General features: G+C 57.7%; 21 protein-coding genes. 10 read left to right on the plus strand and 11 right to left on the minus strand.

The window, feature by feature from the left end:
• The 4 genes from AKL29_RS43735 to AKL29_RS24015 all read right to left on the minus strand — a co-directional run.
• Positions 1–303: ankyrin repeat domain-containing protein (locus AKL29_RS43735; RefSeq protein ID WP_193395246.1), on the minus strand; the 303-nt coding region annotated here is incomplete at its 3' end.
• Between the two features lie 173 nt (positions 304–476).
• Entirely contained in the window at positions 477–1,157 is a 681-nt protein-coding gene (locus AKL29_RS24005) for an ankyrin repeat domain-containing protein (RefSeq protein WP_050385866.1), read from the minus strand.
• Between the two features lie 171 nt (positions 1,158–1,328).
• On the minus strand, positions 1,329–2,207 hold the full coding sequence (locus AKL29_RS24010; RefSeq protein WP_050385867.1) for an ankyrin repeat domain-containing protein: 879 nt from the start codon (positions 2,205–2,207) through the stop codon (positions 1,329–1,331).
• Between the two features lie 188 nt (positions 2,208–2,395).
• The gene (locus AKL29_RS24015; protein ID WP_050385868.1) at positions 2,396–2,677 is read right to left on the minus strand and encodes a DNA -binding domain-containing protein; all 282 of its coding nucleotides are present in this window, start codon (positions 2,675–2,677) and stop codon (positions 2,396–2,398) included.
• A gap of 167 nt (positions 2,678–2,844) precedes the next feature.
• Between AKL29_RS24015 and AKL29_RS24020 the strand changes: the two genes are divergently transcribed.
• Both AKL29_RS24020 and AKL29_RS24025 read left to right on the plus strand, forming a co-directional pair.
• A complete protein-coding gene (locus AKL29_RS24020) occupies positions 2,845–3,465 on the plus strand; it encodes a hypothetical protein (protein WP_050385869.1) in 621 nt (206 codons plus the stop codon).
• A 329-nt stretch (positions 3,466–3,794) separates the two neighbouring features.
• A complete protein-coding gene (locus AKL29_RS24025) occupies positions 3,795–4,481 on the plus strand; it encodes a hypothetical protein (protein WP_050385870.1) in 687 nt (228 codons plus the stop codon).
• A gap of 96 nt (positions 4,482–4,577) precedes the next feature.
• On the opposite strand, the gene AKL29_RS24030 is transcribed toward AKL29_RS24025, so the two are convergent.
• On the minus strand, positions 4,578–4,871 hold the full coding sequence (locus AKL29_RS24030; protein ID WP_152977740.1) for a hypothetical protein: 294 nt from the start codon (positions 4,869–4,871) through the stop codon (positions 4,578–4,580).
• Between the two features lie 361 nt (positions 4,872–5,232).
• Here AKL29_RS24030 and AKL29_RS24040 point away from each other — a divergent pair, with 361 nt between their 5' ends.
• Positions 5,233–6,126, plus strand: a complete 894-nt coding sequence (locus AKL29_RS24040; RefSeq protein WP_050385873.1) for an ArdC family protein — start codon at positions 5,233–5,235, stop codon at positions 6,124–6,126.
• A gap of 214 nt (positions 6,127–6,340) precedes the next feature.
• The gene (locus AKL29_RS46340; protein WP_283809413.1) at positions 6,341–6,466 is read left to right on the plus strand and encodes a hypothetical protein; all 126 of its coding nucleotides are present in this window, start codon (positions 6,341–6,343) and stop codon (positions 6,464–6,466) included.
• 23 nt (positions 6,467–6,489) lie between these two features.
• On the opposite strand, the gene AKL29_RS24045 is transcribed toward AKL29_RS46340, so the two are convergent.
• Both AKL29_RS24045 and AKL29_RS24050 read right to left on the minus strand, forming a co-directional pair.
• Positions 6,490–7,335 (minus strand): hypothetical protein, encoded by an 846-nt coding sequence (locus AKL29_RS24045; protein WP_050385874.1) that lies wholly within the window; start codon positions 7,333–7,335, stop codon positions 6,490–6,492.
• A gap of 234 nt (positions 7,336–7,569) precedes the next feature.
• Complete coding sequence (locus AKL29_RS24050) at positions 7,570–8,505, minus strand: S1/P1 nuclease (RefSeq protein WP_050385875.1); 936 nt, start codon at positions 8,503–8,505, stop codon at positions 7,570–7,572.
• Between the two features lie 343 nt (positions 8,506–8,848).
• On the opposite strand from AKL29_RS24050, the gene AKL29_RS24055 reads away from it, so the two are divergent.
• The gene (locus tag AKL29_RS24055; RefSeq protein ID WP_160321778.1) at positions 8,849–9,574 is read left to right on the plus strand and encodes a DUF4231 domain-containing protein; all 726 of its coding nucleotides are present in this window, start codon (positions 8,849–8,851) and stop codon (positions 9,572–9,574) included.
• A 134-nt stretch (positions 9,575–9,708) separates the two neighbouring features.
• Here the strand turns inward: AKL29_RS24055 and AKL29_RS41025 are convergent, their stop codons facing one another.
• Positions 9,709–9,990: a helix-turn-helix domain-containing protein gene (locus AKL29_RS41025; protein WP_082190687.1), complete on the minus strand. Its 282-nt coding sequence runs from the start codon at positions 9,988–9,990 to the stop codon at positions 9,709–9,711.
• 215 nt (positions 9,991–10,205) lie between these two features.
• On the opposite strand from AKL29_RS41025, the gene AKL29_RS24060 reads away from it, so the two are divergent.
• Entirely contained in the window at positions 10,206–10,784 is a 579-nt protein-coding gene (locus AKL29_RS24060) for a hypothetical protein (protein WP_152977741.1), read from the plus strand.
• 5 nt (positions 10,785–10,789) lie between these two features.
• The gene (locus AKL29_RS24065; RefSeq protein ID WP_050385878.1) at positions 10,790–11,914 is read left to right on the plus strand and encodes a DUF3800 domain-containing protein; all 1,125 of its coding nucleotides are present in this window, start codon (positions 10,790–10,792) and stop codon (positions 11,912–11,914) included.
• 67 nt (positions 11,915–11,981) lie between these two features.
• On the opposite strand, the gene AKL29_RS24070 is transcribed toward AKL29_RS24065, so the two are convergent.
• From AKL29_RS24070 to AKL29_RS24080, 3 genes are all read right to left on the minus strand, one after another.
• Positions 11,982–12,623, minus strand: coding sequence for a hypothetical protein (locus AKL29_RS24070; RefSeq protein WP_050385879.1), 642 nt, complete (start codon positions 12,621–12,623; stop codon positions 11,982–11,984).
• A gap of 4 nt (positions 12,624–12,627) precedes the next feature.
• On the minus strand, positions 12,628–13,278 hold the full coding sequence (locus AKL29_RS24075) for a hypothetical protein (RefSeq protein ID WP_050385880.1): 651 nt from the start codon (positions 13,276–13,278) through the stop codon (positions 12,628–12,630).
• Positions 13,279–13,350: 72 nt separating this feature from the next.
• Entirely contained in the window at positions 13,351–13,752 is a 402-nt protein-coding gene (locus tag AKL29_RS24080) for a hypothetical protein (protein WP_050385881.1), read from the minus strand.
• A 433-nt stretch (positions 13,753–14,185) separates the two neighbouring features.
• Between AKL29_RS24080 and AKL29_RS24085 the strand changes: the two genes are divergently transcribed.
• The 3 genes from AKL29_RS24085 to AKL29_RS24095 are packed head-to-tail and all read left to right on the plus strand — an operon-like array spanning position 14,186 to position 15,880.
• Positions 14,186–14,686 carry a DUF488 domain-containing protein gene (locus AKL29_RS24085; RefSeq protein WP_063779934.1) on the plus strand — a complete coding sequence of 167 codons (501 nt, stop codon included), beginning with the start codon at positions 14,186–14,188 and terminating at the stop codon, positions 14,684–14,686.
• Entirely contained in the window at positions 14,646–15,443 is a 798-nt protein-coding gene (locus tag AKL29_RS24090) for a hypothetical protein (RefSeq protein ID WP_050385882.1), read from the plus strand. The genes AKL29_RS24085 and AKL29_RS24090 overlap by 41 nt, the downstream gene beginning before the upstream one ends.
• A complete protein-coding gene (locus AKL29_RS24095; RefSeq protein WP_063779935.1) occupies positions 15,440–15,880 on the plus strand; it encodes a hypothetical protein in 441 nt (146 codons plus the stop codon). Before AKL29_RS24090 ends, AKL29_RS24095 begins: the two co-directional genes overlap by 4 nt.
• Positions 15,881–16,399 lie beyond the last annotated feature (519 nt).

The raw sequence follows: 16,399 nt of genomic DNA on the forward strand, positions 1-16,399 counted from the left end.
AGTGTTGCCATCGCTGTCTTGAACGTCGAGCGCCACGCCCCTGGAGAGCAAAGCCTCGACGATTGCGGTGTGGCCACCGTAGGCCGCCCAGCTCAGCGCGGTGTTGCCACCGCCGTCTTCAATATCGATAGCCGCGCCCTTATCGAGCAAGACCTCGACGATCGCCGTGTGGCCGTTGTAAGCCGCCCAGATCAGGGCGGTGCCACCGTGTTTGTCCTGGGCATCAAGCGCCGTGTCCTTGGCGAGCAAGGTCTGGACGGCCGCAAGGTCACCCTCGCGGGCCGCTTCAATCAGATTGGTCATAAGAAAATCCCTTGGCTGGCCTCCGTCACGCCCGGAGGCGATGACGAGAAGACCGATCGCCAAAGGGCGAAACGGCATGCGTGGTGGCGGCATTGTGGGGCATCACTCGGAAGTTACAAGCGATACCGGCAAAAAAATGCCCTCTCCGCCGAAGCGGAGAGGGCTGTCGTGGTTCAGGCGGCGGATTGCCGCTGATGGGCCTCGATCAGTTCAACGATCGCGGTGTTGCCCTTGCCGGCCGCGCAGCTCAGCGCAGTGTCGCCATCACCGTTTTGGATGTTGGGCACCGCGCCGTGGGCAAGCAAGTCCTCGACGACTGCACTATGGCCGTTGCGGGCCGCACAGATCAGCGCGGTGTTGCCATCGCTGTCCTGGCGGTTGAGCGCCGCACCTTTGGCAACCAACGCCTCGATAACTGCGCTATGGCCATTGTGGGCTGCCAGGATCAGGGCGGAGTAGCCCCGCTTGTTCTGGACGTCGAGACCCGCCCCCTTCGCGAGCAACGCTTCGACGATCGCGGTGTGGCCGTTGCAGGCCGCGCAGGTCAGCGCGGTGTGGCCATCGCTGTCCTGGGCGTCGAGTCTCGCGCCCTTGGCCAGCAGGGCCTCGACGATTGCATCGTGGCCGTTGGCAGCTGCGCAGGTCAATGCGGTGTTGCCGACAAGGTCTCGGATGTCGAGAGTCGTGCCCTTGGCGACTAAAACCTTGACGACCTCCGTGTGGCCGTAGAACGCCGCCAGGATCAGCGCGGTATTGCCATCTCTATCTTGGACATCGACCGCCGCCTCTTCAGCGAGCAAGGCCTCGACGGCCGCAAGATCACCCTCGCGGGCGGCTTCAATCAGTTTGATCATAAGGAATCCCTTGGCTGGCCTCCGTCACGCCCGGAGGCGATGACGAGGAGACCGATCGCCAAAGGGCGAAACGGTATGCGTGGTGGCGCCATTGTGGGGCAATGGCGGGAAGATACAAGCTGGTACCGGCAAAAAAGCCCCCTCCACCAAAGTGGAGAGGGCTGTCGTGGTTCACGCGGCGGGTTGCCACTCTTTCAGCTTGATCAGTTTAACGATCGCGGGGCGGCCTTTGAGAACCGCCCAGCTCAGTGCGGTGTGGCCGTCACGATCCTGAAGACCGACCGCCGCGCCTTTCGCGAGCAACACCTCGACGACGTCAGTGTAGCCCTTGTAGGCCGCCCAGATCAGCGCGGTTTTGCCATTCCTGTTCTGGAGATCGAGGATAGCTCCCTTTGCAAGCAAGGCTTGCACGATCGCGACACTACCGTTGCAGGCCGCGCTGATCAACGCGGTGTTACCATCATTGTCCTGGATGTCGACCGCCGCGCCCTTGGCGAGCAAGGCCTCGACGAGGGCAATATGGCTGTTACAGGTCGCACAGATCAGCGCGGTGTTGCCGTCACTGTCCTGAATGTCAACGGCAGCGCCCTTGGCGAGCAACGCATCGACGATCGCCGTATCGCCATTGTCAGCCGCCCAGATCAGCGCGCTGTCACCATTCCTGTTCCGGAGATCGAGGATAGCTCCCTTTGCAAGCAAGGCTTGCACGATCGCGACACTACCGTTGCAGGCCGCGCTGATCAACGCGGTGTTACCATCGTTGTCCTGGATGTCGACGGCAGCGTCATTGGCGAGCAAGGCCTCGACAACTTCGGTACGGTCGTTGTCAACCGCCCAGAGCAGCGCCGTGGCGCCGTCGTGGTCTCGGCTATCGACAAAGGCGCCTTTAGCCAGCAAGGCCTCGGCGACATCGCCGCGCCCATTGTGGGCTGCCCACATCAGCGCAGTATTGCCATCTCTATCTCGGACATCGAGCGCGACGCCCTCAGCAAGCAAGGCCTGGACGGTCGCAAGGTCACCCTCACGGGCCGCTTCAATCAGTTTGATCATAAGAAATCCCTTGGCTGGCCCCCGTCACGCCCGGAGGCGATGACGAGAAGACCGGTCGCCAAAGGGCGAAACGGCATGCGTGGTAGCCGCCATTGTGGGGCAACGGTGGGAAGTTACAAGTAGGGCCAAACAAAAAGCCCTCTCCGCCGAAGCGGAAAGGGTTGTCGCGATTCCAATCGCAGAGTTGGTCAGTGCTTAATATTCCCTCTCAGCAGCTTACGATAGCCCGTGCGAGCTAGCCACCTGGCCCGCGTCAGATGACTCTCGTGCGCCCGCCGTGCTCGCTCCGGTTCAGCCTGCGGATCACGATGCAGCACGATCTGTGTGACCTCGCGCCAATCCGCACCCTCGGCATCTGCATCCAGAACACGACAATACGTGACCCATTGCTCGATGTCGTACTGCGTCACCTCCATAACATCAGGGGCGATGTCGGCGATGTTGCTTTTGGAAGGGCTCCCTTGGGACATCTTGCACCTCACGTGTTTCAGCCGACCAGCCAACCCGCAGTAAGCCTATTGACCCGTCGGTGTTCGTCAACCGCACGCTATGCAACACGTGGTGCGCGTGGTGCACTATTGAGTTAACATCATCAATAATTTCGATGATTGCGCATACGAATTCGATGAGATCGGCCATGTTCGAGACTCCAAAGAAGCCCACCGCCCTGAGCCTGAACCAAGTCGTCCTGCGCATTATCAAACTGAACGACGGATTGCAGGAGTTCTGGTCCAAGAGTCACGGTTGGGCTCCAATCGAAGCTGCCGGGTTGCTGAGCAAGTCAAGGCTCGACTGGCAGGTCTCGCTTTCCAAAACCCTGCATATGTGGATCGAGAAGCCCTCGCACGCACTCACGCCTGGAGAGCTCATCCTGGCCTGGGCCAATCTCGGCAGCCTGCTTGAAGGTACGCTGAAGCTGTTCCTGTCTGTTTGGTACAATGACTACGCCGCGGATATTGAGAACCTCAAAAAGGCAGGCGCGTTCAACAAGAAAAAGAACAAAATAGTTGAGCCCGATGTCTTAATGCTGGAGCCTCTTCGGAAATACTTCGCGCAGAAGGGCCTGCTTAGCAAGAACAGCCTTGCACTCATCAAATTGGTCCAGCAGCGACGGAATGCAATTCACGCGTTTCAGAACAAGGACATCGGCACCACCAAGGAATTCAACGACGCACTCAGGTGTTACTTGGATACACTCCGCGAGGTGAACGGTAGGCTGCCCTACCCCGACGACATCTACTCACCGAGCGAAATCTGAGAGGCGGATGGCCCCTGCGGCACCCATCTACTTACCATCACTGGCTTCTCGAGCGCTTTGATCCGAGCCGGTCCTTACCAAACTTTCATCTGCCGGCCAGCTTCCATTCATCCGGGACATCCTATCTTTAATCTCGCCGTGATGTACGGGTCCAAACGGACCGATCGCGGCAGGGAGACCAGAATGCGCAGCCGCGCTTGCCTCTGATCTGAAGTCCCCACGTACTTTTCTATTACTCCCAATGATTATCCGCCGATGGCCGGCTATCGAGCCCGTCGTCGGCGGTGCGTGGCTAAATCTTATTACCAGCTTCATTGAGGACACGGACAATGCCACAGAAATCCGGTGCTGCCTTCAAGGCAGGTTTTTTCGCTTGTGCTATCGCGGTCACTGGTGTCGTCGGCTATGGCGGCGATCTCGTCGTCAAGCAGATGCGGCCAGACCTGGAGAAAGCCGCCGTCACCACCGCCAAGACTTGGGTCAAGGAGGCTTTCTTTGATGAGCCTCTTTTCACCAAACCGGTTTACGTCACGCTTTACTACTCGGACGAAGCCGATGGCCATAAGTACCAGACGTGGAAGATGACCTTGCAAGGCAAGGAGCACGTCCACGGCGAAATCGAGGACGTCGACAACGGCAATAAAGGCGTGGTTGATGGCTACTGGCGCGCCGGCACTCTCAATATCTCCTATGCGTCGGCTGCCCCTGACCGGCCCGGCATCGGCTCCTTCACGCTGCGACCGATGTACCCCGGTCTTGCAGACAAGACAGTCACGTATGCGGGCCTCGCCCTCGTTCACGAGTGCGAGTGTCAGGTCACCTCCGCTGTGAGCACCGGCGGAGATCAGCTGGGAGTCACCCCGAACGGTCCGATGCTGATCGTGCCGGCAGTGCTTACCAACGAGCGTGTTCTGCCGCAGAACATCGCGGCGTCGTTCTTCGTTAAGAATCCGGCGAGGCCCGATATTGTCTGGCCTTCCGACATCATGAAGACCGCCAGCGCCAACAATCGCTGATTGGGAGTTGCCACAGTTTGTCGAGATACTGCGCGGCGCCCGATTCACGGTATCCACAAAGCAAAAGGAGCGCCGTCAGGCGCTCCTTTGTCGCTATCAGGGCGAGGACTTCACGCCCAGGCCAATCACTATCCCGCCAACCTTCATGTCAGGCGGCAACGAGGAAATCGCCGTGTCTGTGACGTCGAGGTCACCCGTCACGGTCAGTCCCGCGGGCAAGGCCGTAAGCTTGGTCTTTCGCAGGATCAGATCGCCGCCGATGGTCATCTGCCGGGGCAGCATCGTGGTCGGCACTCCCGTGAGATCCAGGCCTTCATCGAGTGTGAAACCCTCCGGCAGGAAGTTAGTGACCGTGTCCTCTTTGACGTTGTGGGGCTCAAACCGCAGCATGGTTTCTCCAAGTAGGTCTCCCGTCACGCCGGGAAGACATGACAAAGACCGCAGCCCTGGAGGCAAACGGTACGCGTGATGCCCGGATTGTGGGGCAACGACTGGCGCTTGCAAGTCCCCAAAGGCGAGAGCGTTTCGTACTTCCATCCGAGCGGTTGCACCTCAGCGAGGTGATACAGCGCTCTCTCGCCGTTCTCCTCGGCGGCCATCAGCCTTGCATACCGGCTGACCTGACGCAGATTTCCGTTCGCCGCAAGGGTCAAGCCCTCGCGCAGGCGCGCCCTTCGGGTGCGGTGCCCGTCTCTCTCCGTCCTCTCGGTCACCGGCAAGGCCGAGTGGCCGCCAGAACAGGAGAGACGACATGAGCAAGGAACGCTTCGATATTCACCAGCATCTGACTGACCGCATCGTGGCGGCGATTGAAGCCGGTGCCGGCCCGTGGCAGATGCCTTGGCACCGTGGCAGCGGTGGACGCCATCCGGTCAACATCGCCTCCGGCAACAAGTATCGCGGTGTGAATGTTCTCGCCCTCTGGGTTGAAGCCCAGGTGACCGGCTATGGCTCACACGTGTGGGGCACTTATCGCCAATGGGCGGAGAAGGGGGCTAGCGTCCGAAAGGGCCAGAAGGCTTCCTACATCGTTTTCTACAGGCAGACTGAGGTCGAGGCTGGCGATGATGCCGAAAATGAATCAAAGAGCCGCGTATTCGCCCGCGCGGCGCCTGTATTCAACGCCGAACAGGTGGATGGCTCACCGCAGGTCACGCCTGCCGCTCCCGTCGAGGATCTCCACGATGTCGACGGCTTTGTCGCCCGCACGGGGGCGAAGATTGTCCACGGCGGCAACCGCGCGTGCTTCGTGCCGAAGCTCGATGAAATCCACATGCCACGGCGAGAACTCTTCACGGGCTCTGCAACGTCAACGCCGACCGAAGCCTACTACTCCACCCTGCTCCACGAGTTGACCCATTGGACCGCCCTGCCTCATCGCTGCGACCGCGACCTCTCTGGGCGCTTTGGGACTGACTCGTACGCGATGGAAGAGCTCGTGGCCGAGCTTGGCGCCGCGTTCCTGTGCGCCGAGCTTGGGATTGCGGTCGAGCCGCGTGCTGACCATGCGCAATACCTTGCCCATTGGCTGAACGTGCTCAAGGCCGACAAGCGCGCCATCTTCACCGCTGCTTCAAAGGCTGGAGAAGCATTGTCATTCCTGCAAAGCGAGAGGCCCGCAATCGCTTCGCCGCTTTCATCGTGACCAGTATCGCGCTGATCTCTCCACTTGCTGGCCATATTGTTAATGCCTCCTGCGCCGCTGCAAAGCGGCGCGCCGGACGAATTCGCGATGCAACGTGGAGGTGCATTAACCCTTCTGAACACTAGCCTTACGCGCAACAAAGACGTAGAACCCCGTTGACGAGCATTGCTGGTTGGGTCAGCATTCTTTACCTAACTCGCACAGGAGTTATCTCATGAAGCAGGACGCATTGCTTTTTCTATCCCTTTTCGCTCCATTGATTTTTGGCCTGCTAACTGTTCTAGGCATGTACTTCGTAGCCCGGCATGAACGCCATGTGCGCCGCCGCGGTCATCCGTAGCATTGTGAGGTGAGGCTTTGGCCTCACCTCACAATGCTATCAAAATACTGCACGTCATTGCTTTCGGCGCGTTCACGGATCCGGTACAGGCCGGATAACACGCGGCCAGCATTTGTGATCAAGAGCTGAACGACCAACAGCGAGGATGCGGCGGAGTAGATGCCCGCAAACAGCAGTTGATCGTCCGTGACGAAAGACCCTCGCGATCCTTCGGAAATCGCGATCGTCGCCACAACGGATATGGCGAACAAGGGTTCCTTCATTAGATAATTCCGCCGAAGGGCCAACAACAACCGCAACTGGGTTGTAAATGTCGGATCCACTTTCCGGTCAGGCTCCTGCACGTATACAGAGTCGTCGATGACTTGAAAGCCCGTGGCCGCCAGGGCTTTTCGAAAGCTATTCACTCGCGTGTGCAGCAGGATGATCGTGAGCATCCAAGTGACAGGCACGATGATCCACCAGCGCGTGGGCGCAGCCAGCACAATCAATAAGAGATACAGAACATAGATAAACAGCCAGCCGAGCAGCATAACCATGTCGTTTCGTCGGACGAAAAACCGATTCCAGACGATCTCGATGAACCTCAAAAGAAAGATCCAATAGACAAAGCTGTAAATCGAGCAACAGACAAAACCGACCCCAAGCATGATCGACCGCGGTTTGTCGAACAGGTTGGCGCTGACCATTCCTGACCAGTCGTTTCTGATGGTCGCAACAGCGGTGTCGGCAACCAGCGGCCGCACGAAAGCGCCTGCAATAAAGAAGAGGATTGCGACTATCAACGCTCCGAGAAGGTTGGAAGAAGGGATCTGATACCCGCACTTCGAGGCATCGTCATCCGTCGCAAAGAGAGCCTTGTTATTCATTTGGTGAGCAAAATGTTCAACCTATGAGCCAGAAAACATACAACCATCAGACGAATCTCTTCAAGGTCAATCCGCAAGATTCCAAGAAGAACTGCGCAGCGACCGGCCTCACTCAACGGAAACTGCACCTTGAGTCATTCTTGTAGGCACAACGCAGCGGCCCGTCAGCCAATGAGCATTTCGAGACGAGCCGCCGCTTCCGGGCGATCATGCGCAACGATTCAAGACGGGCGCTCACTTGAATGCGTCGTTAAGGATCGCCGCAATGCGTGAGCCGGCAAGTGCAATCCGCTGATTGGCAATCTTGCGTGCCTTGGACTGATACGCTTTCGTCAGCCTGTACGGGCCGTCACCACCGCGGATCGGCGGCGCGTACACTGATTGCTTGGCAATCTCGAAGCTTTCCTGGATCCAGTCCTTCTCATCCGTCGAACCGGCATCCGCAGTGCGAAGGTCCGCCGCTGCGTCGATGGCATCCTGCGGCGGCGCATCGGTCGGTCCCAGCAACCCGTCCCAGAACGCGTGCAGTTTTCTGGCGCTTCCGCACCTGGTGCAGCTGACCTTTACGTCGTTTCCGCCGGCATCCCCATCCTGCTCGGCGTGCGTAAAGCGGGACGTCGCGTGCAACGGTTGGTGCAGGTCTCCGACGAGATGCAGCAGCCAGGAGAGATCGTATGACCGCACTCCATCTTGAGCCGTTGTGTCCGCAAGCGTCTTTTTGAAGGCGGCGATTTGGGTCTGGGCGTTGGGCGCTTGCGGCTGTTGCAACGGGGTGCCATCCGTCGAGAACGGCTCGTCGATGAAATGCCAGTACTTGTGGCGGAAGTGATCGTCATAGCCGATGTTCTGCGAGGCTTCGGGCGTCTGCGGCGCTACATCGCCGTTTCTGTCGCCATCGTTGTGGTAGTCGCTGAGCGACTTGATCTGGTCGGACCACGTTGCCGCCTTGACGAACGCCACCTGATCGCGCTGGCTCGCCGGGACGCCCTGGATCCAGCCATCGTATTGAGGATTGAGCTTGAGCAGGCGTGTGGCTTCCTGCTTGGCGGCGGGCGTCAACTGGCTCCAGGCCACAGCAGCCGCCTCCATATGTCCGAAATTATTCCAGGCGTTGGCGGGGGCCCCAAACAGCAACGCACAGCCCAACGCGATCCAGAAATGTGCCTTCATATGAATTCTCGCTGAAATTGAAACTTGAAATGACCCGCTAAGGTTGCGGACGCGGGCTTATAACTCGCTGCTGATAACGACGCAAGGCGCGGCCTGACCGCTGGTGCATGGCATGCCAACCGTAACGCAGTTGCGATGCGCGATAAACCTTTCCGCCGGGATTGACGGACTACGTACGCTTCGCACAAATACTCGCTTTAAGATTGCATTTTACCGGGCTGTCAGAGTATTGAACGACTAAGAATTCGCATCGGAAATTGCCTTCCTTGCGAATCTGGATTCGTCAGTGCGCGATAAGGCGGTCCTCACAGCTTCTTCTTTCAGCTCCACGACGAGCCTCGAGATGAGCCAACGCGTAGGGGATTCGGTTCAACGAGGGACGCACTATCAGGGCGTCAAAGAGGAAGCGCAGCGAGAGCAAAAAAGGGGGAGACCAATGCTTGGCTTTTGGCGCAGGAGTGAGGCAGCGGAAAGAAAAGAGAGGCAAGATCAACTTCGAAAGAAGTTGCTCACTGAATTTGCCAACAACAGACAGTCAAATTGTGCACAGACCGCGATTGCTTACTGCGAATACTGTATCACCGAATATGAGGAGTGGTTCGAATTCAATGAGGGCCGGTGGCTGGGCTGGCAAAAAATTGCCATCATCTTCGGTGTCGCTGCTACCCTTGTCGCGGCAATCACTGTCCCGCCAGGCTTGATCGCATCCTACCCCATTTTTGGCTATTTCGGTTGGCTACGGGCCATTCCGGCGGCGATTGCGACAGTCGCGGCGACCTTCCTGGGCAGCTTCATGTATCGTGAGGATGCCGTGAGGCACGAGCTGACCGCAAATGCACTCTGGAACGAACTGGTCAAATTTCAAGTCGGCGCCTTTCCCTATAATAATAAGGATGAAGCCGCCGACACTAGCGCCTTTATGGGCGCGATATGCCGGTTGATCGAGGTGGAAGTGAATACGTGGGGAGCTTCGGTGCGAGGACAGAGAGAAGGAGATGTAAATCCGCCTCCTGGAGCACCAAACGGGCACCCGCACGCGTCGCTAAAGCCCCCTGCTGGTAGCGCCTGAGCTTCTTTTGCAACTGCTCCTGCGGAAACCAGGATGCAAAACTGCTCGCATTCGAGGAAACCTTAGCTGGCAACCCAGAGCCTAGCCCTATGCTCTGTGCTCTACATACCACGTGTCCCACCGACGCATGATAGCTAGTTCCTCCGACGACGCGGACGCGCTAGCTTACGACCTTTAGGCAAGGGCTTGGGAGTCTCCGCCCGCTTCGATGGCTCAACGAAGAATTCGGACAAATCAACGCCCAGCCCTTCGGCGATGCGCTCGAGAAGATCAATCGTCGGGTTTTTCGATTGCCGCTCAAGACTGGCTATGTAGGAGCGGTCAATCCCCGTCTCGTAAGCCAATTTTTCTTGCGAAACTCCGCGTTTCAGGCGGATCCGACGCACGTTCCAGGCGACAAGTGCACGAGTTTTCATGCAGCAACGCATGCCATTCGCTCGGGCGTCAAACCACTGGCTATAATCCAACTATTGCTTCACGGTAGTAACGGGGGATTGATCACGCTGCACTTGGGCTACAGTGACTGAATTGCAGGGCCAACCCGCGCCTTGGACAGTCGGTCGATTCGCTTGACAACCTGAAGTGGCACGAGAAATTGTGCCAAGAAATGCAAGGATGCTTGGAGTCCATCATGGAAAATCGTTCGGCCAAGATTAAAACGATCTGCGGATGTATCGATCACTGCTTTGCATATGCAATGTGGTGTGAGGACTTCGCCCCACACCTTGATCCGGACGACATGATTTGGGGGTTAGACCGAGCTGCAGATCTCCTTGCGGAGGCGAGTATGCTGCAAAGCTTCCTCGCGTTGCGCAAACTGGACGATTTCTTGGGCGGCGTGACGCCCAAGCCTGGTGACCTCACTGCTGCCGACTTCGGCATCGAGGCACCAGGCGTGCTTGGCGAAGTTGGCAGTGCCTTCCTGGCGAAAGATGAGCGAGAGACGATAAATAAAGGTGTCGCGCACCTCACCGAAGACCTGTCCCTCGATGCGGATAGCGAGGTTGATCTACATCAGATCCTCGAACGGTCGATACCAGTCCTTTCCAGACTGGTGGGCGAGCTTCGCAAGCTGGACACTGCGCAGGAGGCAACCTCTTCGCTCGACGGAACCGAGGACTTGATCGGGCGCGCCAAAAATATCAAGACGCCCGCCGAGAAGCGGGCTGAAGCGGCACAGGCTCAAAAGCCGCCTGAGCGACAGGACTGAATTGCATGGACATCGACAAACTGAGGAAGGCGGAAATACAGCGGCACGAGCTGACCGCAGCCGACGACGTCTATACATTCTACCACGACGAGACCAACAACATCATACGCTTGCGCATCGTTGAAGGCCGCCTGAACGTTGCCAAATTGAAAGTATTCGTCCTGGGCGGCGTCGTGCACGAGGGCGAAGCCCGACCGATAGAGATTCAAGCGCTTCGTGAAGCGATGCGCATCCAAAAATCGGCGCCCGAGATCAAGCTGGAGCATGTCGCCAAGGGCAGCTTCCTCGAAGTACTGGGCTCGAAAAAGCTGACCACCTTCTTGCGGTGGATCGCCGATAGCGGGCTGATGGTTCACTGTCACGATCTCGACCCGCTCTACTGGTCGATTGCCGACATCATCGATTCCATCGTGCCGAAGCTTGGCGATCGCTCGCTCTTGCCTTATTGCGCCCTCTTGAAAAGTGATTTGGCGGCGGTTCTGCGTTGCAATTTGCCGGCGACCGTCCAACTTTTCGATGCTTACGGGTATCCCGGCCTATCGCCCGAGGGGCGAAAGCCGTTCCTGGAAAAGCTGGTCGAGCTTGTGGACCATTACCGCGCTGTTCTACAGCCGCAGAATACCATGGTGCTGAGGAACGTTCTCAGGGCCGGACGGTCTCTTGCAAGCCTCGACTTTATCGAGGGATTTCCATCCAACCTCTTGATCGATGAGTTCAGCACCTTCTACAGGGGGCGGATCGCGATATTCAAGAATTCCGGTCATACCTTTGATGAGGAGTCGACTATCCAGGATCATCTCCTGAACACGCCTCTCACCAGCAATAGCAGGCCGGTAAAGAACTTTCGCTTCGCAGATTCAAAAGCCGAGCCCGGCATCCAACTGTCCGACGTGATGGTTGGGGTGCTTGGAAAGATGCACACCTACTTCACGATTACGGATCGCGATGACGTCGCCATAGATCGGGCGGCTCTGGCCGAAACCAGCCTGGAAAATGCAAGTCTCCTCCGCGATCTTATTTCTGCATCGCACGAGGCGAATGTCGCCTTTCTCCACCACGTTGCGAGTCTGCATGATCTGGACAAGCTCGACCTGTTCCTCCGATTTCCAGATGGGGCCTACGCATCCTGACGAGGTCGCACCGCACCCGGACCGTATCGCCAGGCGGAGACTCATTTGTACGCGCGGGGTCCCTATTTTATTTTTTGCACTCGTAATAGAAGCGCTCTCCCCGCTCGTTGACGTCTTCCCAAGGCTTGTGCGGGTTAACAGGCGAAGGCGGAAACTGGCCCTCCATTTGGCGCTTGTCGTATGCCGCGTCCTGCTTGAGTCGAACGATTACCTGATTTGTTGTATCCGTAACGCTGGAAGGCTCGCAGGAGACGCAAGTCTGGTTAGACTTGCACCAGTTGCCGATCACGGCCAACTTGGTGCCTGCCGCCGGGCCGATCGCGAGGTTCTGGAGTATGCGATTCTTGTCCGGCGCGTTCGGGTCCGGCTCAAGGCTGAGCTGCAATCCTTGTTCGTTGTGCCAGTTGTCGCTCAGTTCGCCGACCGGCATGCGAGGGATGATTATCCCGTTAGTCGTCTCCAGCTTTGCACCGGGGTTGTTTCTCTTGAGGCATTCGATGAAGCTAGCGGCCTGTTCCGGACTAGCTCCTGTGGACTGCTGAACGCCACCTATGTCAACCTTGATCGTCTTTCCATCAATGGAGAATCCGGCGTTGGCTTTTTGCGGGAGCAGCGCGAGACAAACGCCGTCCGGCGGGGGTCGAAAAACGAGGTAAGCCACTATCGCAAAGATCACACCGAGGCCAAGATAGATCGCAACCCTCTGCATCGGTCTATCTCCGCCGGCATTGTGGTGTAAAACGCATGGGCGACCAGGACGCTTTGAACATGGCCCAGAACCTGGTTGTACTGACTTCCACACAGCCAGGCGCGATTATAAGCTGGTTGCCAACTAAGACGTCCACATTGACTCCGGGATTTCCGCCACGCAGCCTCTGGTCTGGCTCGGGCAGCCATCGTTGCATGTTTTCACCACTGAATGCCGTCCCGATTTGGCTTCGGTACGGCCTCACGATCTGGACCAGTTCTTGCGCAATGTCCGCGGAATTGTTAAGCGCGCCGTCGATTGCCCGGTCGGCAGTGGCGACCAAGAGATAGACAAGCACCGCGTCCGTAAGCCTGTCGCCGCCCTGCAGCGCTAGCTGCTCGAGCGCCTGCAACGTATTTATGGGCGGAGGCGTTTGCACCGACATTCCGCCTTTCGCGAGCAACTCGGCAGCCGCCTGCTCGGAGGCCGGCGAGAATAGATTGTAATCGACCGTGCAATGGTTATTGCTCTCGGACGCGGAGCAGCTTGTGTTGCCCTTTCCATTGGCTTGTACGGTCGGACACGCACAATCATTTGCGTGTGCGCCCTCCGACGGCACGGATGCAGTGGCAAAGCCGAGAAGCAGGCTCACCGACAACAGAAGTGCTTTCTGCATATCAACCTCCTGCCAAAGGTGCTTGTACGAGTCCGTCAGCGCGACTGGCCCTAGCTCCCTCGTTCGGCTTTCTTAAGTGACTGGCGTACCCCCGGCCTGCTGAATGACGGTGCGCACCTCTTGCGGCGTTTCGGTAACGTATTGCCGGTATCCCATGATCTTGATGGAGGAATTGACGCCATTTTGTTTCTGGCCCGTTGTGATGGGCAGCGGTCCACTCGCCTTCAGGGCATCGAACCAGATCTTTGATCCATCTGTGGTCGTCAGGCACGTGAAGGACGGGAGGGCGGCCTTGATGACAGGCGCCACCTCGTCAATCGTCTCCAGGACGAGCTGTGTAATTGACCAGTCCACCCTCGTCTGGGCGTTGCCGTTATCGCCACCGCGTTCGCCTGAAATGGTGCGACGCGCGCGAACAACCTCTGCGGCGTCGATATCAACGCGAGAACCGTCCGTCGCCGTCAGCGTGACCATCGCGTGCCCCCAAAATTGATGAACTAATAACTTGGCGTAACGTGCTGAAATGCAACTACTACCTTTACGGGAACCAGCATCAAAAGACAAGTGCGATGCGGGCCGAAGACCATAGTCGATTGCACGCTTGGGGGGCTCCGGCCGCGCCGCGCATCAAGGGTCGAGACGAGCGGCAAAGCCGCCCTTGACGCACGCCGCGCCCGGCGCGTGCTGCTGGCCATCACCAATGCCGGAGACCCGGCATTGGCGCCGCAGGCTTTCGCGGGCCTCTCGCCTTTCAAGTGGGGCAGGTGTTAAGGCAAACGCAGCAAAGAGCGTGGTACGCAGCGCATGGCGGCCCTGCCACACTCCGAGGCAGAAATCCGACCCACCCGCAGGGTTATCGAGCCAGCCACTTCGATGTGATGGTATAATTGACGTTAAGAGAAGACCGATGCAGCACAGCTTCTACACGATCGGATACGAAGGCTCCCAGGTGGAGGCCTTTGTCGCGACGCTGCGCCGCGCTGGAGTGCAGACCTTGATCGATGTCCGCGACTTGCCGCTTTCACGCAAGCCCGGGTTTTCCAAATCGGCGCTAGCCGCCAACCTGGAGGCCAGCGGCATCGGCTACATTCACCTAAAGGGATTGGGCGACCCAAAGCCGGGCCGTGAGGCGGCACGGGCTGGGGAGTACGCGGAATTTCGGCGCATCTTTGGGCGCCACATGAAAACTGAATTTGCACAGCGTGATCTTGCCAAGGCGGCTGAGTTGCTGCACGAGCAGCCATGCTGCCTCATGTGCTTCGAGCAGGACCACTGCAATTGCCATCGGTCTATTGTGGCCGACCATCTGGTAAGGCAGACTGGGTTGCAATTGCATCATTTATCAATCGATAGTTCACACCGCTCATATGCCCGGCGCCCACACCTCCCTGGGTTCACCTTCGCCTAACATCGGCGCAGATGAAGCCATCATCATAGTCAAAGCTGCACCGCAGCTCAGCGGAAAGCATGGCGAGACGGTTTGCACCGCGGCCGTGACTCGGTCAAAGCAGTGGGTGAGACTCTACCCGATTGCGTTCCGGACCTTGCAGGATGCGCAGCAATTCCGCCGCTGGGATGTGGTGCGATACAGCTCCCAGCGGCCGCGCGATGACAAGCGCATCGAGAGTCGACGCCTGGACCATCAGAGCTTGGTAATCACCGGAAGCCTGCCGCAGCGGGAGCGCTACGGCTTGGTGGCACCTATGGTCGTTGAAAGCCTCGAAGAAGAGCGCGCCCAGGGGCATAGCCTTGCCTTCATCCGGCCGAAGATCAGCCGGTTTACTGTGGAAAAGAAGCCAGCGGACGAGCTTGAAGATGAGCGGCAGAGATACGAGCTAGCCGCCAAACAGACGGACCTATTCCTTGGCCCCATCATTCCCTATGCGCCATGTCCCTATCGTTTCAAGTACGACTACGAGACTAAGGACGGCAAGCGCACCGGCACTTGCCAGGACTGGGAGACAGAGGCCACGTTCTTTCATTGGCGGCAGCAGTACTCCGAGGATGAAACCGTCAAGCGCATGAAAGCGCGCTGGGGCGACGAGATGCCTGCCAAAGGACTACTGTTTGCCATGGGAACGCACTCTCAGTATCCCGATACGTGGCTGATCAATGGGCTTGTCCAGATGTCTGAGGTTGGTCAGCTATCACTGGACCTCGGGTGAACGGGGCGGCCTTGAACCGAGAACACAACGCGTCAGAAGCCTTTACAGCGCTGTTCCGAAGGTTTGAGCACGCGTTGAAGCTTGGGGACTTCCTTGCGAAGAAGCAACGAGCAGAGGCCGACTGGCGGGCTTTCGCAGAATCTCTAGGAGTCGAGTTCTTTGTGGGGGTCCGGCAATCCAAGAAGGCACCTACTCTCATCCAAGAGCCACCGCGACGATTGATGGCTGACCTGACTTGGAAGCCAGATGTCCCGATCCCGATCGAGAACGTCGTTGAGCTATTCCAGCGTGGCGTTTGTCAGGTCCGCAACAATCTTTTCCATGGCGAGAAGTACATCGGTTCACGGGAAGCGCAGAGCCGTGACGAAGCTTTGGTGTCGGAGTCCCTTTGGGTCCTCCGCCTCGCCTCTGAGAAAGCGCCCAAGCTGAAGCTCTGACCTTTGCTGGAGCTGTTCGTTCCACCATCTGGTGGGCCCAAAATCCACGTAACGAGATGCGGCCATCCTCTACGTTCCGTAGAAGCGGTGCAGGATAGCGACAGCGCTCGCCTCAGAAAGAGAGGCCGTTGGGCTGCAGGCCTGGGGTCACGAGTAAGGAATCTATTAAAATTTGAACGATAAAAGTGGTCCAACCCGCCTCGGCGCTGGATTGCCATTTCTTACACAGCTACTTACACAGGGCTCAAATTTTACAAAAATATCCAATAATTTCAATGGCTTTAGCCACACCCTATCAGACTTAAAATAACTTCGGAAAATCCGAATTTCCCCTATAAATACAGCATATTGTAGAACGACTTTCAACCATAGTCCTTTTTCTCGTGCTATTTCCCCGTAAAACAAAGCAATCCGACTTACACAATTTTCCGTCGTGATGATGGCTTGAGCATAAAATCCTTGGTATAACCCTGCCTGTCATGCATCCTGTGCGGGCGTGGCGAAATTGGTAGACGCATC

This window comes from Bradyrhizobium pachyrhizi, assembly GCF_001189245.1.
Taxonomy (GTDB): Bacteria; Pseudomonadota; Alphaproteobacteria; order Rhizobiales; family Xanthobacteraceae; genus Bradyrhizobium; species Bradyrhizobium pachyrhizi.